We start from the raw sequence: 18,077 nt of genomic DNA, 5'->3' as shown, positions 1-18,077 counted from the left end.
TATAATAGCAAAAGGCCACGGAAAAGTAACTATCCGTGGCCTGGGATTGTTTAATTGTACTTAGGCTTGCGCAACCCCTTGACCGCTTGCCTTAATTGGGCCTTCATCTTGAATGGGCGTAAACGCTATATCATCATCGGCAACATCTACTTTGATCACCTCACCGGGCTTTATCTTGCCCTCGAGCAATATATCGGCCAACTTATCCTCAATATATCGTTGTATCGTACGCCTTAATGGGCGTGCACCAAATTTAGGCTCGTATCCCTTTTTGAGCAAGAAATTCTTCGCTGCGTCAGTAACTTCAATTATCAAGCCCTTTTCTGCTAACCTTTTCGCCACATCCTTTATCATGAGGTCCACAATTTGCAACAGTTCCTTTTCGGCCAAAGGTTTAAAGACAACTATCTCGTCGATCCTGTTTATAAACTCCGGCCTAAACGTCCTTCTAACAGCTTCAAGGATGTTTTTCTTTGCATCTTCAAAGTCTAGACCGCTCTCAGAAGTGACGCTAAATCCTATGCTTGGTCCCTTCATCAGGTCCTGGGCACCAAGGTTACTGGTCATTATGATCACCGTATTCTTAAAATCTACCACGCGACCCTGTCCGTCGGTCAACCTCCCATCCTCTAGTATCTGCAAAAGTATGTTAAATACGTCAGGATGAGCCTTTTCTATCTCGTCGAAGAGCACTACAGCATATGGACGCCTTCTGACTGCTTCGGTCAGCTTACCTCCCTCTTCGTAACCGACGTAGCCAGGAGGTGCACCAATTAGTTTTGATACCTCGTGGCGCTCCATGAACTCGCTCATGTCGAGCCTAATCATGGAATTCTCATCGCCAAATAGGAATTCGGCCAACGCCTTGCTCAGCTCAGTCTTGCCAACACCCGTAGGCCCTAAGAAGAGGAAACTTCCGATGGGTCGCTTGGGATCCTTCAGACCGCTTCTGGCCCTCCTTATTGCCCTGGCAACGACTGAGACCGCCTCCTCCTGATCGATTATGCGTTTATGGATCTCCTCTTCCATACGCAGGAGCCTTTGGCTTTCTTCCTCAGTAAGCTGCATTACGGGAATGCCTGTCCATTCGGAAACAATCAAGGCTATATCCTCTTCATCGACAATCGGCTCTTCTTGCGAGTTCTTGGCTTGCCATGCCTTGCGCTTCTCCTCGAGCTCTTCGGAGAGCTTTCTTTCTTGATCTCTTAAAGCAGCAGCTTTTTCAAACTCCTGAGATGCCACGGCGGCTTCCTTTTCCTTTCTGACCGTCTCAAGCTTTTTTTCAAGCTCCTTTATGAAGTCAGGAGGATTCATGGCAGAAAGCCGCACCCTCGCCCCGGCTTCATCGATAAGATCTATGGCCTTATCGGGCAAAAATCTGTCGCTTATGTATCGGGCGGATAGCTTGGCAGCTGCTTCAAGGGCAGCATCGGTATATTTCACCCTATGGTGCGCTTCGTACTTATCCCGAAGGCCCTTTAGGATCTCAATGGTATCTTCTATTGTGGGCTCGCCAACGTAAACAGGCTGGAACCTGCGTTCCAGGGCGGCATCCTTTTCAATGTATTTTCTATATTCATCAAGCGTCGTTGCCCCAATCACCTGAAACTCTCCCTTAGCAAGGCTTGGCTTCAAGATATTAGCTGCATCGACAGCTCCTTCTGCTCCTCCAGCGCCAACCAAGGTATGAATTTCATCGATGAACACAATAACGTCCCTTGAATCGCGAACTTCCTTTATCAACTTCCTCATCCGCTCTTCAAATTCGCCCCTGTATTTGGTGCCCGCAACAAGGTTCCCGATATTAAGCTGCACAATGCGCTTGTTCTTCAGCAACTCGGGCACCTCACCAAGGGCAATCTTTTGAGCCAAGCCCTCTACTATTGCAGTTTTACCGACCCCAGGATCTCCAATGAGGCAGGGGTTATTTTTGGTCCTGCGTGACAAAATTTGAATGACGCGCTGTATTTCCTTTTCCCTTCCGATGACGGGATCAAGTTCGCCGCGACGCGCCATTTCAACCAAATCGATGCCCAGCTGATCAAGCGTAGGCGTCTTTGTGTGAGATTTCTTCTTGGATAACCCAGGAGATTGGCTCATTTGATCCACCTCCCCTCCAGAAAGGTAACGAATAACTTCCTGATATACTTTTTGCGTGTCAAGGCCCATGCTCATGAGCACTTGAGCAGCTATGCCTTCGCCTTCGGCTAACAGCCCAAGCAGTATATGTTCAGTGCCGACATAATTGACGCCCATGTTGCGGGCTTCCCTCATGGCTAAATCCAAGACACGCTTAGCCCTTGGGCTTAAGGGAAGATCTATTGGTTTATCCTTTGGCTGACCTTTGCCCACGAGTTGTTCCACTCTTTTTCTAACTTCATCTAAATCTATACCCAGTGACATCAACACATGAGCCGCCACTCCATCGCCTTCGGCTAACAGCCCAAGCAATATATGTTCCGTGCCGATCACATCGTGACCCAATCTCAAGGCTTCACGATGAGCTAATTGAATTACCCTCCTTGCTCGCTCCGTAAAAAATTGCCACATCCTCGTTCACCCCTTTTGCTCTATTTGCCTACGATAGTTTTAAGACGCTCCCGCAAAAATGTTGCCCTGAACACATCTCTTTCACTTGGAGACAATTGTTTACCCGCATACACCTGGACATGGTTTGGCTGTACGCCCAACACGAGATTATTCCATTCTTCGACCGAAATCTTAGGAGTTATTTCCATGTCGCTTCCCATTTTGACTAGGGAAATCAATTCCAAGGCTTCTTTGCTTGTTATCATCCTCGAGTAGCATAATATGCCAAAAGCCCTCCATATCCTGTCATCTAACGATATGCCTAATTTGTGCTTCATGACGGTCCTTGCACGTTCTTCCTCTGCAACTACCTGGCTCACCGCTGACGACACCTTATCTATTAGCTCCTCCTCACTGAGGCCCAGGGTTATCTGATTTGAGATTTGGTACAATGAACCCAAAACGTCACTTCCTTCGCCATAAGTCCCCCTAACAGTCAGACCAATACGATTGCATTCATTTATCAGTGTAGTAACTTGCTTTGACATTTCAAGGGCAGGAATGTGAACCATTACAGAAGCTCGCATTCCGGTTCCGACGTTCGTTGGACAAGCTGTAAGATAGCCAAAGTCGCGATCGAAGGCGTAATTCAGCTCTTCGAACACCTTTTCAACTTTATTTGCAATACGCCACACTTCACTTAGCTCCAGCCCAGCTAAGATCACCTGTATTCTAAGATGGTCCTCTTCGTTCACCATTACAGATATGACGCCCTTTGGATCTATGACAGCAATGCGTCCAGGGCCGCCGTTAGCAAAGGGTGGACTGATCAAATGCCTCTCTACTAAGATCCATCGTGAAAGAGGATCTAGCGAATCCATCTCTATGACGTCGCTATTTTTAAGAAGATCAGATTTGGATATAACCTGTTTCACCTTATCTGCAATGACAAGGAGTTTTTCTTCATCGCAACGATGGGTAAAGGGAAAATCCCTTAAGTTCCTCGCCAGCCTGATCCTGCTAGAAACCGCAATATTAGAGCTGCTGCCCTTGCCTTTTATCCATTCTATGGGATGCGTCAACAAATCACGCCTTGCCATTATTACCATCACCTTTCGACGTCAGTTCGCGTATACGATCACGGATCTTTGCAGCGCGCTCATACTCCTCCTTCTCAATTGCCTCCTTAAGCTCCATTTGAAGTCGCTCTAGTTCGTTTTCTGCTCCCCTGTCCACAGCAACGTCCATTTCCGGTTTATTCCCCCTATGGCGGTCAGCACCATGTATTTTACGAAGCAGAGGCCTGATAGATTCCCTAAAAGATTCGTAACATTTCGGACATCCAAATTTGCCGCTTTTTTGAAAGCTCGAATAATCCAAGCCACATTCTTGACATCTAATTTCAGTTTCAGTGGCTCTGCGCCTACCTGTCGAAGCGAAAGGCTCAAATAAAGGCCCTAACAAATTTTCCCAAGAGAGATCGAAGTTAAAATGGGGAAACAGGTCCAACTCCAAACTCATGGCTTGAGCACACTCTCTACAGAGATGGTATTCCTTTACCTCTCCGTCGATCATTTGCTTAATGTGCACCTCGGCCTCCCGTTCGTTGCAATGTTCACACAGCATAGCCATTCCCCCTATATAATAGCGAGGCTCTTCAGCAACCTTCTTACCAGTTCGGTGTTAAGCTCATCCCTTTTATATGCCGGAAGATCGAAAAGAGAAGTCAGCATTTCGTCCATAAACCTCAGCATAACTTCAAAAATCGTCCGTTCCCTTAGCGTAAGCAAGCCTCGCTCTTCTAAATTTTTCAACAATCGCCTGATATCCTGCGATGGCATTGCGTCATCTACTATCTCTTCTATGTGATTTAGCCTATCTTCCACATCGGAGAGGCAAACTCTGATGATGCGTATATATCCATGGCCTCCCCTTTGACTCTCGACGATAAATCCCCTCTCAGGAGTGAACCTACTTTGCAATACATAATTGATCTGACTTGGCACGCAACCGAAAACACTTGCCAGTTCCTTGCGTCGCAAGATAATCTCGTCAGTAGAGTTGGACTCGAGCAAACTACGAATGTATTTTTCTATCTTTTCGGTCAAGCTTCCCATACTGCAGCACCCCTTATCTTGCAACTCTGACTTTGACCAGAAGCATTATACGCATAAAGGTCAGAAAATGTCAAGGATTATGTTAGGAGTGCCAAACATTTTACATCGCCGAGTATGACCAAGCAGGAAGGACATGTCTTGAACTTCTGGGGGATAAATGCCCTGATTTTCCTTGAGGTATCTACAACAACAATATTTTAAGCCCTATGGCACAAATCACTAACCCGCTAAAAATACAGGCAAAGCGTCCGAAAAGAAGCCCTAAAGTATGGCCAAAATATACTCCTAGCAAGCACATGCCCATTGTAACGATCCCTATGATCGAAGACAAAAAAACTATAGATACGTTGGTTACAGCAACTCCCACTCCTACGGACAAAGCATCAATCGATGTCGCAATAGCAAGCGCCAGCAAGGCAACACCTTTGGTGAAATCCTTTGAGTCGCATTGTTGCGCTTTTCTTGAATCAATGGCCATCTTTAAGCCAACAAAGAAAAGAATAAAGGAGGCTATCCATTCATCGTATGGCGAAAATTTACGTAATGCATAGCAACCTAAAAAATAACCAAAAATAGGCATGGCAAACTGGAAAAAACCGAAGATGCTGCTCATCCTCAAGGCAACATAAAAACAACTATCCCTTCTGCAAGCACCTGCACTAACGCACACAGAAAAAGCATCCATGGACAACGACAGACCAATCAAAAATGCATAGACAATAGACACAATTTCTGCCCCCTAAAAAGTTCAATCCACTCGCATTATCGGCCTAGGCAACCCGTTCTCCTACTTTATGTTCAGTTCCCATAAGGAGCCTCTTTATATTTGCGCGGTGTCTTAAGATAGTAAGAACCGCCAAAAAAGTTGAGGCCACAATATAAGCTCTATTTGAACCAAGCAATATCAGCAAAAAGGGCACAGAAGAGAGAGAAACCATTGATCCCAACGAGACATAGCGGCTTAGCCTCATGACACAATACCATATAATTCCACCCAAAATCGAAGCTAAGGGGTGAAACATAAATACTACACCGAACGATGTAGCAACTCCCTTTCCTCCTTTAAATTTCAACCAAACGGGAAAGTTATGCCCCAACACCGCTATAACCCCAATAAAAGCCAGAAAATCAGGCGAAGTAACCCCCAAACATCTGGCAATTAATATGGCTAAAGCCCCTTTGCTTATGTCGAAGAAACCGACAATTACGGCCCATTTCCTTCCCATCACCCTACCTACGTTTGTTGCACCTATGTTGCCGGAGCCATATTTCCTGATATCTTCGCCTCTCATCAACTTAACGACCAAATAGCCCATTGGCATTGAGCCCAGGATGTAAGCCAGTAAAACCAAAAAAACTGACATCGGCCTCACTCCTTTGTCTTTCTCAACACTAAGGCGTCTGCCACTAGCACTCCTTTCCCTTCATCTAATACAAATATAGGATTAATATCCAACTCTTCAAGCTCGTTTTCAATGCACGCAAGTTTAGACACCAAGCTCACAACCTCTGCCAACGCCTTTACGTCCTTCCTTTTTTGCCCTCTTGCCCCCGCAAGCAACGGATAACCTTTTAGTTCCCCTATCATCTCATATGCCATATTTTCGTCAATTGGTGCTCGCCGCATGGAAACGTCTTTCAAGACTTCGACGTAAATGCCACCTAATCCAACGACAATAATGGGACCAAATATGGGATCTCTTTTAATGCCAATCATACACTCTAACCCATCACTTACCATTTCCTGGACCAAAACCCCTTCGATTTGCGCATCGGGACAATGCTTTCGGGCATTTTCCAATATTCTGCCATAGGCGTTTCGGATTTGCTCTTCGCCGTTCAAATTTAGAGCTACGGCTCCAGCTTCAGTCTTATGAAGAATCTGAGGAGACATTACTTTTAAGGCTATCGGATATCCTATTTCTTCACTAGCATCAAGGGCCTCCTCCAACGATAAACAAAGACGCTCTTTAGTAACTGGAACACCCCAATATGCCAACAGCCTTTTAGAATCATACTCCGTCATCATAAAGGGCAGATTAGGCAGATAAGGCGACCCCTTTACCATGATTTCAGTAGCTGGCTTCGATAACACCTCATTCCATTTGCCTAAGGCACTTAAGGCAAAAGCACTTCTCCTTAAGCTTTGAAAGAGCGGAATGCCCTCAGCCTTAAGCTGCCTTAAAAAAGCCTCACCATGTTTGTTATCTATCAACCAACTGCAATTTATGGGCTTGATGGTGTGTTTGTTTGCCGCTATCAGATCTTCGGTCATCTGCCTGCCCGATTCGCCAGTTATCATGGATATGATCACCGTCACCATATCTATGTCGGGGCATTCAAGCACTGCATCCAAACATCCCGGAAAACCTTTGGGATCGTTTATGACCTGAGCAGTCATATCTACGGGGTTCAAGCAAGAGCCGAAGGGGGGAATGTAGGGTTTTATCTTTTCTTGTATTTCAGGGCTTAGGATGGGAACCTCCAAGCCAAAATCGTCCAGTAAATCCGTCATTATTATGCCCGCCCCACCCGAAGTAGTTAAAACAGCCACATTTTTGCCTCTGGCTCTCTTGGGAGAAGAGAAGATCGTGCCAAGGTCTATTATATCCTCGACATCGGATATGCTTATCACTCCATACTGTTTAAATACGGCATCCCATACTGCTTTATCGCCTGTCAAGGCAGCTGTATGGCTTTTTGCGGCCTTCTTGGCCACTTCACTTCTTCCGACCTTCAACACGGCAACCGGGATTTCTCGTTCCTTTGCCCTCTGGACAAGATCTAAAAACTTTGAGCCATCCTCTAAGCCTTCCAGGTAAAGTATAAGAAGTTTTACTTCTTTATCTTCTATTATGTAACGTCCAAAGTCTACAACATCTAAATCTACCTGATTACCGGTTGTGACGACATAGCGGAAATTAACACCACTATCTACGCTTAAAGCAAAAGATGCGAATCCAAAGGCACCGCTTTGCGAAACGTAGGCTATATTCCCAGGCTTTAACGGTTCGCCATCAAGCGATGCTGAAAAGCTCAAAGGTACACCATCTACAAAGTTAACCAACCCCTGGCAGTTGGGGCCAACTATGTGAATGTTCCACTTTTTAGCGATCGATACTATCTTTTCCTGAAGGTAAGGATCATCAGCTTCTGCGAAGCCTGAGGAAAATATCACTACAAAAGGGACGTTTTTTTCACCGCATTGCTCTAAAACATCAGGTACAAGATTAGCTCTTACTCCAATTATTACCACATCTGGAGATACTGGAAGTGAACGGACATCGGGGTAACAGACAAAACCGTGAAGGGAATCATATTTGGGATTTACGGGAAATATTCCACCTTTATAGTTATACCGATTCAGCAATTTCAATGGTCTGCCAGAAATGCTATCCAAATTCGAAGAAGCTCCGACTATTGCAATATTCTTTGGCCTAAAGAGACGTCCTAGATCCACATATGATGACATTTCTATCCCTCCCTATCGGCTAAAAGAACGTGTCCGATCATGACTGTAATCATTATATACTATAAATTTATTGAGGTTGCAAAAAGAATTTTTAATCAGCGATGGGAGAACATAATAATGCCATATAATGAAAAAAGGGCTCACTTGAGCCCTTTCTACCTTTAAATTTGCTGTATGGTGCCGAGGGGGGGATTTGAACCCCCACGGGAAACCCCACACGCCCCTCAAACGTGCGTGTCTACCTATTCCACCACCTCGGCATTGCAACAGCATTATACGGTAACTGACATAATTTCGTCAAGGCAAATTGATCTATCGACCGCGCCAAGTTTTTATGGAATTTTCCAGAACAGCATCCAGTATATTTCAGGGAACCTTATTTTCGGGTAGCTATAAAAATTATAAATTAGCAAAAATATTAGCGATGGAAGTTATTATTATATAGCGCAATGAGATCCCAAAACCGATAATCCCTTGCAAGGATATTGCTACCCCCATCCTTGAAGTGGCTTAAGGAATATAATTTTTCTTAATTTTTAGATAAGGCAACTCGACTCCCACAAATAATTGGGTGTAAAATATATATCAGAAAAAACCCTTCCTCAAAAACGTACGCGCATAAGCGCAACCCTCCTGCTTATGTGCGTACGTTTTTGCATGTAATTACTATAACTGGATTAATCCCGTCGAATTACAACTTCTCCCTCAACAATCACTATTAGGAGATGGCTCATGTAATCCAGAGGATCTCCGTCCCAGACAAGCAAATCGGCAACCTTACCTCTATCGATGGAACCCAACTGGTCCTCCATGCCAATATGTTCGGCAGCTTTTATGGTTATAGAAGCCAAGGCATCATTTGGCGGAATTCCAGCCGAGGCCGCCAGTGAGGCATGTAAAACAAGGTGGTTTATTGGCACGACAGGGTGATCAGTGGTAAAACATAAATGCACCCCTTGTCTAAATTGTTTGACGGCCCCTTCCCATGACCTGTTTTGTAACTCCAGCTTAGATCGTGAGGTTATGGCCGGTCCGTAAGCAACCGGTATTTGTCTTTCTGCCAGCAAGCCTGCGATTTTGTCGCCTTCTGTGCCATGCTCCAAGGTGATCTTTATATTGAACTCATCAGCTATGCGGATTGCCGTCAAGATATCATCTGCCCTATGGGCATGAATTCTCAAGGGTAGCTCTTGATTTAACACAGGCAATAGGGCTTCGCGCTTCATGTCCCTATCGAAGGTCTTTCCTTCTCTTTCTGCTTCTGTTTTCTTTCTTCCATAGTCTTGAGCCGACATCAGTGCTTCTCGTAAAATGGCAGCTACAGCCATACGCGTGGCAGGAGAACGATCCTTTTTTCTATATAAGTTTTTTGGGTTCTCGCCGAAGGCCGCCTTCATTCCTGAAGGAAACTTACGAACCATGCGATCTATGATCTTTCCGTATGTCTTTATGATAGCCCCCTGACCGCCAAGCACATTAGCGCTCCCTGGAAGAACCTGTACTGTAGTAACACCGCCTAAAAGCGCATCATCGAAGGCCCTATCGTAAGGGTTTATGGCATCTATTACCCGAAGGTGAGGTGTAATTGGGTTTGTGGCCTCATTAACGCTTTCTTCATCTTCTGGATAACCTTCCTCTATCAATCCAATGTGCGTATGAGGATCTATAAATCCAGGCGTTACCATGCATCCGGTTACATCTACTACCTTGACATCATTAGAAATGCTAAGTCCTTCTCCAATATCCTTTATAATCCCATCTTCGACCAAAATGTCAGATTTCTCTAAGATCCCTTGAGTGATCGTAAAAAGCGTTCCTCCCCTGAGCAATATAGACTTTTTACTCAATTTTCAACACCTCCGACTTCTAAATACAAAAAGAGGCGGGAACTGCCTTTTAAATTCCCGCCCATTTTAATTTCCAGTTCAATACCTCTAATAACTTACTCCCAGTTTCTTGGAAAGTTTTTCTAGCATATCACTTACCATGGAAGGGAGGTCATATTCGGGATTCCAACCCCATTCTTGCTTGGCACAGCTGTCGTCCAACATGTCAGGCCACGAATCTGCTATATTTTGCCTCACCGGATCAACATTATAGGTTATCTGAAATTCGGGAATATGCTTTCTGATCTCCTCGGCGAGCTCTTTTGGCGTAAAGGCCATGGCTGTGACATTAAAGGCATTACGATGGATTAAACGATTCGGGTCTGCCTCCATGAGTTGTATAGCTGCTTTTAAGGCATCGGGCATATACATCATATCCATACGAGTGTCTTCTTTTAAGTAGCAGGTATATTTTTTGTTCTTCAAAGCCTCGTAAAATATTTCAACCGCGTAGTCCGTTGTTCCTCCTCCAGGCAGAGTCTTGTAAGAAATCAAACCGGGATACCTCACGCCACGGGTATCTACTCCATATTTGAAGTAATAATAATCACATAAAAGTTCACCCGTAACCTTTGTAACGCCATACATTGTCCTAGGGCGCTGTATGGTGTCTTGAGGGGTCTTCCACTTTGGAGAGTTGGGTCCAAAAGCAGCTATTGAGCTTGGCACAAATATGGCACACTTAAACTCCCTTGCTATCTCCAGGGCATTTATCAAGCCACTTATATTTACCTCCCATGCCCGCATCGGATTTTCCTCAGCCTTGGCTGACAATATCGCAGGAAGGTGATATATGGTATCAATCTTGTACTTCTTGACAACTTCGGCGTAGGCTTTTGCATCGACTGCATCTACAACCTCATAGGGGCCGGCCTCGATCAAGTCTTCGCTAGGATTTCTCTTGTGGCCACCACAGACCACATTTTCATTGCCATATACCTCTCTTAATGCAGGTACCAGTTCCGAGCCTATTTGCCCCGTCCCACCTGTAACTAAGATCCTCTTCAATTGAACTCCTCCCTTCTGCTCTTCGAACTTTTCGAATGGATTAGCATTTTTATTATATCATTGCATATCATATATTACATGCGAACATTTACCCAATCACGTCAGTTCTTGAAGCAGACAAACCAAAAGGGCCCGTAACCTAAATCTAAAAGTTACAGGCCCTTAGCTTAAACACGTACGACACTAGATCTCGATTTTATCTGCGGCGTTCCTTAATACGTGCAGCTTTGCCGGACAACTTTCTCAAATAATAAAGCTTCGCCCTCCTTACCCTTCCATAGCGAACGACCTCTATTTTTTCTACATTAGGGCAGTAAAGAGGGAATATCCTCTCAACGCCAATGCCGCCAGAGACTTTTCTAACTGTAAAAGTCTCCCTCAACCCGCCATTTTTTCTTGCGATGACGATTCCTTCGAATATCTGGATTCTTTCCTTGCCAGCCTCTCTTACTTTAACGTGCACTTTAACGGTATCTCCTGGCCTGAAATCCGGTACTTCGCGTTTTTGATATTGTCTTTCTACTAAAGAAATCCTAGGATCCATATCGTTTTCCTCCCTCGCTTAAAAACTTTTACCTCCATCCGAAGAGGCGATCTAGTAAAATAGCAACCGCGCTTCTCACGGACAAGTGGTTGTAATCTCCCTTTCCTCCCAATATGGGGCTTAATACTACATCAACCCCGCTAAAAACTTCATCGGCAAGCCCCCAACTTGTGCCAAAAAGAATACACACCGGAAGATCTCTTTCAAGCAGAATCCTTTTTAGCTCAAAGACGGGCAACGCCCCGGCTCTCTTTTTGGCCGTAGTTGCGACAGTCAAAGGTTTCTTTTTTTCCTTCTTTTCTATCCAGGCAAGGCAATCTTCAATGGAATCGAAGGCCTTAAGCAAGCTCAATGCCTCGGACCTCATCGGATTAAGCCCTTCCGGAGCTTTTTCCCAATGATTCACGATTTTACATACCATTTCTTGCTGCGACTTAAGGGGCGTAACTACTATGAACTTATTTATTCCATAAGTCATGCAACTTCTGCTAATATCATGAAGGTCCAACCCCGTCACAGCTGATGTAACTGTCTTGCCGTCTTTATTTAATACCGGATGATGAACGAGCATGACATAGACACCTTGACTCAAGTATGGCCTAATATTGGCCCTGGCCAAAAGATCAGGGCGACGTTTCAAGGTCCTTACGACAGCCTGCCTTCTGCGCCACCTCGCCGTCTTCTCGTGATCCCCCGATACCAGTTCCTCCGGCACTTCCAGGCCGCACCACACCGAAGGCCTTGTATAATGGGGGTGATCCAGCATTCCTCTATAGAAAGAATCCTCTAAGACGGCTTCTCCTCTTCCTACAACTCCCGGGACAAGCCTTGAAACGGCATCGACAATGACCATGGCAGGAAGCTCGCCGCCGGTCAACACATAATCGCCTATAGAGATTTCAAGGTCCACACATTTTTCCGCAAAACGCTCATCGATGCCCTCATAATGCCCGCATATCAATATCACGTGATCCTTTGCAGCTAATGCCTCCACCGTATCTTGGTTGAAAACAACGCCTTGCGGTGAAGTATATACTACAAAAGATTTTTCGGATTTGATGCTTTTCAAGGCATTGTATAAAGGTTCAGGCCTAATGACCATTCCCCCGCCACCATAGGAGTAGTCGTCAATTTGACCATAGCTATTAATAGCGTAATCCCGCAGGTTTACTATATCGATTTCTATTTTGCCTTCCTTGACGGCTCTGCCAACAATGCTAGTATTTAAAAAAGCATCAAAGTATTCTGGAAAAGCAGTAACTATGCTAAAACGCACTACTCCCACAGACCCTCCATTAAATGCACTTTTATAAAACCTTCCTCTACGTTTATCTCCTTGACCACTTCAGATATGGCCGGAAGCATGTGCCTTTTGCCGTCACAGGCCTCAACTACGTATACATCATTGCTTCCTGTCGGCATTATCTCAACGAGCACGCCTAAGCGGTCGCCCCTTTCAACGTCCATGACATCTAGCCCGATCAAATCGTCAACCCAATAAAAACCCTCGGGGAGTTCGACCCTTTCCTCGGGGTCTATCATGACGATGCCGCCGCGCAAATTCTCAGCCTCATCTCTGTCGGCAATTTCATCCACCCCTACGATGAACTGTTTTTTGCCTACATGCTCCCTTAAAGAATTTATCGTGAGCCGGCACCAAAAGGACCCGTTGGGACGATAAACGTTAAGGTGATTCATATGGTTAAAGCGATCCGGAAAATCCGTCAAAGGCAAGAGCCTAAGCTCCCCTCTAATTCCGTGAGCCCCCACTATCCTCCCAATGGTGACCAACTCTTTGCAACTCATTGAACCATTCACCTCGTTTAAATCTCTCATTCCTCGACAACTACATCCACCTTATCTTTGGATTTTATAGCTGCCGCTTTGGCAATTACCCTTATCGATTTGATGGTTGCTCCTGCTTTCCCGATAACCCGGCCCATATCTTCGGGGTTTACTTTTATAGATACTTTGACCTTGCCATCCGCTACCTCTTGTTTTACCTCTACATCCTCCGGCTTAGTGACCAATCGCGTCACTATTGTTTTCACCAGATCAGCGTAATCTACCATTTACATCAAGCCTTCTTGCTTTCGATAAATTTGTCCCACACGCCAGCCTTTCTCAACAATGATCTGGCCGTATCCGAGGGTTGTGCACCCACTTTCAGCCAATAAATGGCCCTTTCTTCGTCGACTTTAACCTCTGCAGGGTCAGTCAACGGATTATAACTGCCTATCATCTCGATGAACTTCCCGTCCCGAGGAGAACGAGAATCGGCAACCACCAAACGATAAAAGGGCCTTTTTTTGCGTCCATGACGTGCCAGTCTTATCCTAACTACCATATGTTCTACACCTCCTAAAATAATCCCTTGGGAAGTTTAAGGCCTCTTAATTTGCCTTTATTCTTTCCAAAGCGTTTAAAGATCTCCTTCATCTGTTCATATTGCCTTAATACCTGATTGACCATTTGGACGTTTGTCCCCGAACCCATGGCGATTCGACGCTTTCTGCTGCCCTTTATTATCTCGGGTTTTCTTCTTTCCTCAGGCGTCATCGAAAGTATGACGGCTTCCACATGCTTGATGCGCCTAAAATCTATATCTGACACCTGGGATTTAACCTTACCGGGCAAGGGAAGCATATCCATGACCTTGTCAAGTGGACCAAGCTTCTGAATCTGCCTAAGTTGAACCAATAAATCTTCAAGAGTAAATTTGTTGTCCTGAAGATTCTTTTGAACTCGTTCGATCTCCTTGGTATCGCTCGACTTTTGTATCTTTTCGAGCAATCCCTCCATATCTCCCATGCCCAATATCCTCTGGGCCATCCTTGCGGCGTCAAATTCTTCCAGATCTTCTAAGTGTTCGCCAACGCCAACAAGCTTGACGGGGACTCCGGTTGCAGCCTTTACCGCAAGAGCTGCTCCACCACGAGCATCACCATCGAGTTTGGTCAATATTACCCCCGTAATGCCTGCTTTCTCTTTGAACATCTGAGCAACGTTGACGCCCTCCTGGCCGGTCATGGCGTCTATGACGAGCAAAACCTCGTGAGGGTTAAGCGTTTTATGCATCTGTTCCAGTTCTGCCATGAGATCTTCATCTATATGCAAACGTCCCGCTGTATCAAAGATAACTACATCAATAAGATGATCATCAGCATATCTAAGAGCCTTCTTTGCGACCCCAAGCACATCGCCGGAACCTGCTTCATCTGGTCCAAAAAAGGGAATGCCGGCCTTTTCAGCTAAAACCTTTAGCTGTTTTACTGCGGCTGGACGTCTTAAATCACAAGCCACGACCATTGGCTTATGGCTGTCCGAAATTTTCAAGGCAAGTTTTACGGCAGTTGTAGTCTTACCGGAACCTTGTAATCCGACAAGCATGAATACCGATGGCGGCTTGGAAGCGAAGTTCAGCCTTTCTTTCTTGCCGCCCATTAGGTTGCAAAGTTCCTCATATACAACTACATACACTTGCTGCGCTGGGGTTATTGACGATAACACTTCCTGTCCAAGGCAACGTTCTTTTATGCGCTCGACCAAATCTTTTGCAATCTTATAGTTAACGTCAGCTTCAAGAAGTGCCCTTCGCACTTCGCGTAAGGCATCATTTACATCCTCTTCGGTAAGCCTGCCTTTGCCTCTAAGTTTAGAGAAAATCCCTTCCAACCGCTCTTTTAAGGAATCAAACATCCTGATCACCTGTCTCTTCCAAATCCGATAGCAATTTTAGCATCTCAGATTTAAATTCTTTTGGGAGTTTATCGTCGTATTGATCCAACAACCTTTCAACGTCAATCTTGTATTTATCAAAGGCCGACAAGGTGCTCTTAAACCCCACTATTTCCTCAACCTCTACAAGCCGCCTTTTTGCACGCTGTAACAGCTCAAATGCCCCTTGCCGACTCATCTTTAAGGCGTCAGCCACTTCGGACAAGGAACAATCCGCCATCTCATGGAGCTCAAAGGCCTTTCTTTGCTTGTCTGTCAAAAGACCCCCATATAAATCGTAAAGCACATTTATATCCAGACGTGATTTTAATAAATCTTCATGTTCCTTAGGCATTAAAAATCTCCCCGCTTATGTGAGCCTGACGCAAGCCAGACTTAAGCGGGAAGATTATATATCTGACACCGACGGGTGTCAACGGTAAAACATTTACAGGTATTACGATCGCAACACAATAGCTACTAACTGGATATCGCTATTATCAAATGACATTGCTCCCCCTTTTAAAATGTCACCGCTATTCCAACTATTGAAGACCCATTCGTCGGATCACTGGCATTTATCCTCAAAGACTTTTTGATCCTTACCTATTTTATTACTTCGGGATTTACCAAATTAGGCGGCACTTCTCCTTTTAGCGCTTTAATGACATTTTCTGCCGCCATGGTGGCCATCTTGGCGCGAGTGGCGTATGATGCCGAACCTAGGTGCGGCAGCAGGACCACGTTTTCAAGCTCAAGAAGCTCGGGATCCACCTCTGGTTCTCGCTCAAAGACGTCAAGGCCGGCTCCCCTGATCCAACCTTCTTTCAGCGCCTTCGCCAAGGCCTTTTCATCCACAATTGGCCCCCTTGCTGTATTTATTAGGTAGGCTTCTTTTTTCATCATCTTCAATTCCCGCTCACCTATCATATGCCGGGTTTCTTTGGTGAGAGGAACATGAATAGATATGAAGTCCGCCTCCCTAAGCAGGTCATCAAGCGACCTATATTCGGCGTTTAACTTCTTTTCCACCTCTTCGGAGGCTCTATGGGCACTGTAATATATGACCTTCATATCGAACCCCATTGCCCTGCGCGCCACTGCCCTTCCGATGCTTCCAAAGCCGATGATGCCAAGCGTCGCATGATGTACGTCGGTGCCCAAAAGAAGCATTGGCTTCCATCCTTTGAACTTCCCCTGACGCAGGAATTTATCGCCCTCAACTACCCTGCGAGCCGTGGCTAGAATCAATGCCCATGCTAGATCTGCCGTCGTATCGGTTAGCACGCCAGGGGTGTTAGTCACCATGATGCCACGCTTTGTGGCTGCCTCTACGTCTATATTATCAAAGCCTACGGCATAGTTAGCAATGATTTTTAGCTGAGGGCCAGCTGCGTCCATCACCTCGCCATCGATTTTATCGGCAAGCAGGCATACGATGGCATTTACCCCTTTAACTTCCTTTAAAAGCAAATCTCTCGGAAAAACCCCTTCGTAGTCGAAGACTTTGACATCACAATGTTCATCCAACATGCACATTCCTTCTTCGGGAATACGACTTGTCACCAGAACCTTGAGCTTGCAATCCATCATCGATCACTCCTTTTCGTTCCTTCCATCGCAAGAGCCGCTAGAAGCGCCACGCCTTTTTTTAGCACTTCATCATTGGTCTTAAACATTGGATTATGATGTTCGGCGTCAGTACCTTTCCTAGGATCAGCAATGCCCAAAAAAAATATGACGCCTGGCACTTTCTGTTGGTAGAAGCTAAAATCCTCCGAACCCATGGCAATGGGTACCTCAACCAAAGATTTGTCCCCAAACATAGCTGAGGCAACTTCTTTCAATGTCTCAATCATGTTCGGATCATTTACGGTGACCGGGTAAACGTGAATATAGTTGGTTTCGACTTCACACCTCAAAGCGCTGCCTATACCTTTTGCGATTCGTTCTATCTTTTCTGGCAGTCCGTCACGCACCTTCGAATTGGTGGTGCGAATGCTGCCTTGGATGAAGGCCTTGTCGGGTATGATGTTAGGGGCACTCCCGCTTTCAAGCCTGCCGATGCTCAATACAGCTGTTTCCAGCGGATCCAACTCACGACTTATGATAGTCTGCACTGACATGATTATATTTGCAGCTGCTATGGTCGGATCTTTGGCCTCGTGAGGCCTTGAGCTGTGGCCGCCCTTACCCTTTATCTCTGCCTCCCAAATGTCCGACGACGCCATTATCGGACCTGACCTGTAGCCTATGGCTCCGGCCGGAAGCGGACTCCATACATGAAGACCCCAAATAGCCTCAACGCCATCTAATACGCCTTCCTCAATTAGCTGCTGAGCCCCGGATCGAACTCCCGATTCTTCCGCCGGTTGAAAGATCAAACGCACCTTGCACGGAAGTTTATCTCTTAAAGAGGCAAGAACATGGGCGACGCCCAAAAGTATCGCTGCATGAGCGTCATGCCCACAAGCGTGCATGACCCCTTTATTCGTGGACTTCCACGGTACATCCGCTTCTTCCTCAATGGGCAGGGCATCAATATCAGCCCTAAGGGCTACAATGGGAAATTCTTTTTTTCCTGCGATATCTCCCACAACCCCCGACTCTGTCCCTCCAAAGCCACGACGTACGCCATCAAACCCGAGCTCTCTTAGCACTTGTTCTATAATTTTGGACGTTCTTTCCTCCTCCCAGGAAAGCTCAGGGTGAGCATGAAAATCGTGACGAAAGTTTATGACCTTTTCTTCAAATCTCTCGGCAAGCTCCAAAATTTCCTCAAATTTCAAAAAAATCACGCTCCT

General features: G+C 45.6%; 18 protein-coding genes and 1 tRNA gene. All 19 read right to left on the bottom strand.

The window, feature by feature from the left end; all coding sequences use genetic code 11:
* Positions 1–60: 60 nt before the first annotated feature.
* Positions 61–2,550 (bottom strand): ATP-dependent Clp protease ATP-binding subunit, encoded by a 2,490-nt coding sequence (locus BUQ78_RS08045; protein ID WP_074199854.1) that lies wholly within the window; start codon positions 2,548–2,550, stop codon positions 61–63.
* Positions 2,551–2,570: 20 nt separating this feature from the next.
* Entirely contained in the window at positions 2,571–3,629 is a 1,059-nt protein-coding gene (locus tag BUQ78_RS08040; RefSeq protein ID WP_074199853.1) for a protein arginine kinase, read from the bottom strand.
* On the bottom strand, positions 3,616–4,155 hold the full coding sequence (locus tag BUQ78_RS08035; protein WP_074199852.1) for a UvrB/UvrC motif-containing protein: 540 nt from the start codon (positions 4,153–4,155) through the stop codon (positions 3,616–3,618). Before BUQ78_RS08035 ends, BUQ78_RS08040 begins: the two co-directional genes overlap by 14 nt.
* Positions 4,156–4,166: 11 nt before the next feature.
* The gene (locus BUQ78_RS08030; protein ID WP_014807368.1) at positions 4,167–4,646 is read right to left on the bottom strand and encodes a CtsR family transcriptional regulator; all 480 of its coding nucleotides are present in this window, start codon (positions 4,644–4,646) and stop codon (positions 4,167–4,169) included.
* Between the two features lie 181 nt (positions 4,647–4,827).
* Positions 4,828–5,373, bottom strand: coding sequence for a manganese efflux pump MntP (locus BUQ78_RS08025; protein ID WP_074199851.1), 546 nt, complete (start codon positions 5,371–5,373; stop codon positions 4,828–4,830).
* A 43-nt stretch (positions 5,374–5,416) separates the two neighbouring features.
* Complete coding sequence (gene plsY / locus BUQ78_RS08020; protein WP_014807370.1) at positions 5,417–6,010, bottom strand: glycerol-3-phosphate 1-O-acyltransferase PlsY; 594 nt, start codon at positions 6,008–6,010, stop codon at positions 5,417–5,419.
* A gap of 5 nt (positions 6,011–6,015) precedes the next feature.
* Positions 6,016–8,118 carry an acetate--CoA ligase family protein gene (locus tag BUQ78_RS08015; protein ID WP_084532305.1) on the bottom strand — a complete coding sequence of 701 codons (2,103 nt, stop codon included), beginning with the start codon at positions 8,116–8,118 and terminating at the stop codon, positions 6,016–6,018.
* A 175-nt stretch (positions 8,119–8,293) separates the two neighbouring features.
* Positions 8,294–8,378: transfer RNA gene (locus BUQ78_RS08010), tRNA-Leu, on the bottom strand.
* A gap of 417 nt (positions 8,379–8,795) precedes the next feature.
* Positions 8,796–9,965: an amidohydrolase gene (locus BUQ78_RS08005; RefSeq protein WP_074199849.1), complete on the bottom strand. Its 1,170-nt coding sequence runs from the start codon at positions 9,963–9,965 to the stop codon at positions 8,796–8,798.
* 87 nt (positions 9,966–10,052) lie between these two features.
* Entirely contained in the window at positions 10,053–11,012 is a 960-nt protein-coding gene (locus BUQ78_RS08000) for an L-threonine 3-dehydrogenase (RefSeq protein WP_014807373.1), read from the bottom strand.
* 196 nt (positions 11,013–11,208) lie between these two features.
* The gene (gene rplS / locus BUQ78_RS07995) at positions 11,209–11,556 is read right to left on the bottom strand and encodes a 50S ribosomal protein L19 (protein WP_014807374.1); all 348 of its coding nucleotides are present in this window, start codon (positions 11,554–11,556) and stop codon (positions 11,209–11,211) included.
* A gap of 28 nt (positions 11,557–11,584) precedes the next feature.
* The gene (gene trmD, locus BUQ78_RS07990; RefSeq protein WP_014807375.1) at positions 11,585–12,832 is read right to left on the bottom strand and encodes a tRNA (guanosine(37)-N1)-methyltransferase TrmD; all 1,248 of its coding nucleotides are present in this window, start codon (positions 12,830–12,832) and stop codon (positions 11,585–11,587) included.
* The gene (rimM, locus tag BUQ78_RS07985) at positions 12,832–13,362 is read right to left on the bottom strand and encodes a ribosome maturation factor RimM (protein WP_074200209.1); all 531 of its coding nucleotides are present in this window, start codon (positions 13,360–13,362) and stop codon (positions 12,832–12,834) included. Before rimM ends, trmD begins: the two co-directional genes overlap by 1 nt.
* Before the next feature lie 26 nt (positions 13,363–13,388).
* Positions 13,389–13,628 (bottom strand): KH domain-containing protein, encoded by a 240-nt coding sequence (locus tag BUQ78_RS07980; RefSeq protein WP_014807377.1) that lies wholly within the window; start codon positions 13,626–13,628, stop codon positions 13,389–13,391.
* A 5-nt stretch (positions 13,629–13,633) separates the two neighbouring features.
* Positions 13,634–13,903 (bottom strand): 30S ribosomal protein S16, encoded by a 270-nt coding sequence (rpsP, locus tag BUQ78_RS07975; protein WP_014807378.1) that lies wholly within the window; start codon positions 13,901–13,903, stop codon positions 13,634–13,636.
* Positions 13,904–13,917: 14 nt separating this feature from the next.
* The gene (ffh, locus tag BUQ78_RS07970; RefSeq protein WP_074199848.1) at positions 13,918–15,255 is read right to left on the bottom strand and encodes a signal recognition particle protein; all 1,338 of its coding nucleotides are present in this window, start codon (positions 15,253–15,255) and stop codon (positions 13,918–13,920) included.
* Positions 15,248–15,628 (bottom strand): sigma factor-like helix-turn-helix DNA-binding protein, encoded by a 381-nt coding sequence (locus BUQ78_RS07965; protein ID WP_074199847.1) that lies wholly within the window; start codon positions 15,626–15,628, stop codon positions 15,248–15,250. The genes ffh and BUQ78_RS07965 overlap by 8 nt, the downstream gene beginning before the upstream one ends.
* Positions 15,629–15,879: 251 nt before the next feature.
* Complete coding sequence (gene gyaR / locus BUQ78_RS07960; protein WP_318259587.1) at positions 15,880–16,863, bottom strand: glyoxylate reductase; 984 nt, start codon at positions 16,861–16,863, stop codon at positions 15,880–15,882.
* Entirely contained in the window at positions 16,863–18,071 is a 1,209-nt protein-coding gene (locus BUQ78_RS07955; RefSeq protein WP_084532301.1) for a M20 metallopeptidase family protein, read from the bottom strand. The genes gyaR and BUQ78_RS07955 overlap by 1 nt, the downstream gene beginning before the upstream one ends.
* Positions 18,072–18,077: the final 6 nt, after the last annotated feature.

The organism is Acetomicrobium flavidum (assembly GCF_900129645.1).
GTDB classification, from domain to species: domain Bacteria; phylum Synergistota; class Synergistia; order Synergistales; family Acetomicrobiaceae; genus Acetomicrobium; species Acetomicrobium flavidum.
Note: the sequence above shows the minus strand (reverse complement) of the source record. Positions and strands in the feature narration are given on the sequence as shown.

Bases quoted from the DNA above. Each gene is read 5' to 3' on its own strand.
- BUQ78_RS08045 (WP_074199854.1), bottom strand. From the start codon at position 2,550: ATGTGGCAATTTTTTACGGAGCGAGCAAGGAGGGTAATTCAATTAGCT.
- BUQ78_RS08040 (WP_074199853.1), bottom strand. From the start codon at position 3,629: ATGGCAAGGCGTGATTTGTTGACGCATCCCATAGAATGGATAAAAGGC.
- BUQ78_RS08035 (WP_074199852.1), bottom strand. From the start codon at position 4,155: ATGCTGTGTGAACATTGCAACGAACGGGAGGCCGAGGTGCACATTAAG.
- BUQ78_RS08030 (WP_014807368.1), bottom strand. From the start codon at position 4,646: ATGGGAAGCTTGACCGAAAAGATAGAAAAATACATTCGTAGTTTGCTC.
- plsY (WP_014807370.1), bottom strand. From the start codon at position 6,010: ATGTCAGTTTTTTTGGTTTTACTGGCTTACATCCTGGGCTCAATGCCA.
- BUQ78_RS08015 (WP_084532305.1), bottom strand. From the start codon at position 8,118: ATGTCATCATATGTGGATCTAGGACGTCTCTTTAGGCCAAAGAATATT.
- rplS (WP_014807374.1), bottom strand. From the start codon at position 11,556: ATGGATCCTAGGATTTCTTTAGTAGAAAGACAATATCAAAAACGCGAA.
- rimM (WP_074200209.1), bottom strand. From the start codon at position 13,362: ATGAGTTGCAAAGAGTTGGTCACCATTGGGAGGATAGTGGGGGCTCAC.
- BUQ78_RS07980 (WP_014807377.1), bottom strand. From the start codon at position 13,628: ATGGTAGATTACGCTGATCTGGTGAAAACAATAGTGACGCGATTGGTC.
- rpsP (WP_014807378.1), bottom strand. From the start codon at position 13,903: ATGGTAGTTAGGATAAGACTGGCACGTCATGGACGCAAAAAAAGGCCC.
- ffh (WP_074199848.1), bottom strand. From the start codon at position 15,255: ATGTTTGATTCCTTAAAAGAGCGGTTGGAAGGGATTTTCTCTAAACTT.
- BUQ78_RS07965 (WP_074199847.1), bottom strand. From the start codon at position 15,628: ATGCCTAAGGAACATGAAGATTTATTAAAATCACGTCTGGATATAAAT.
- gyaR (WP_318259587.1), bottom strand. From the start codon at position 16,863: ATGGATTGCAAGCTCAAGGTTCTGGTGACAAGTCGTATTCCCGAAGAA.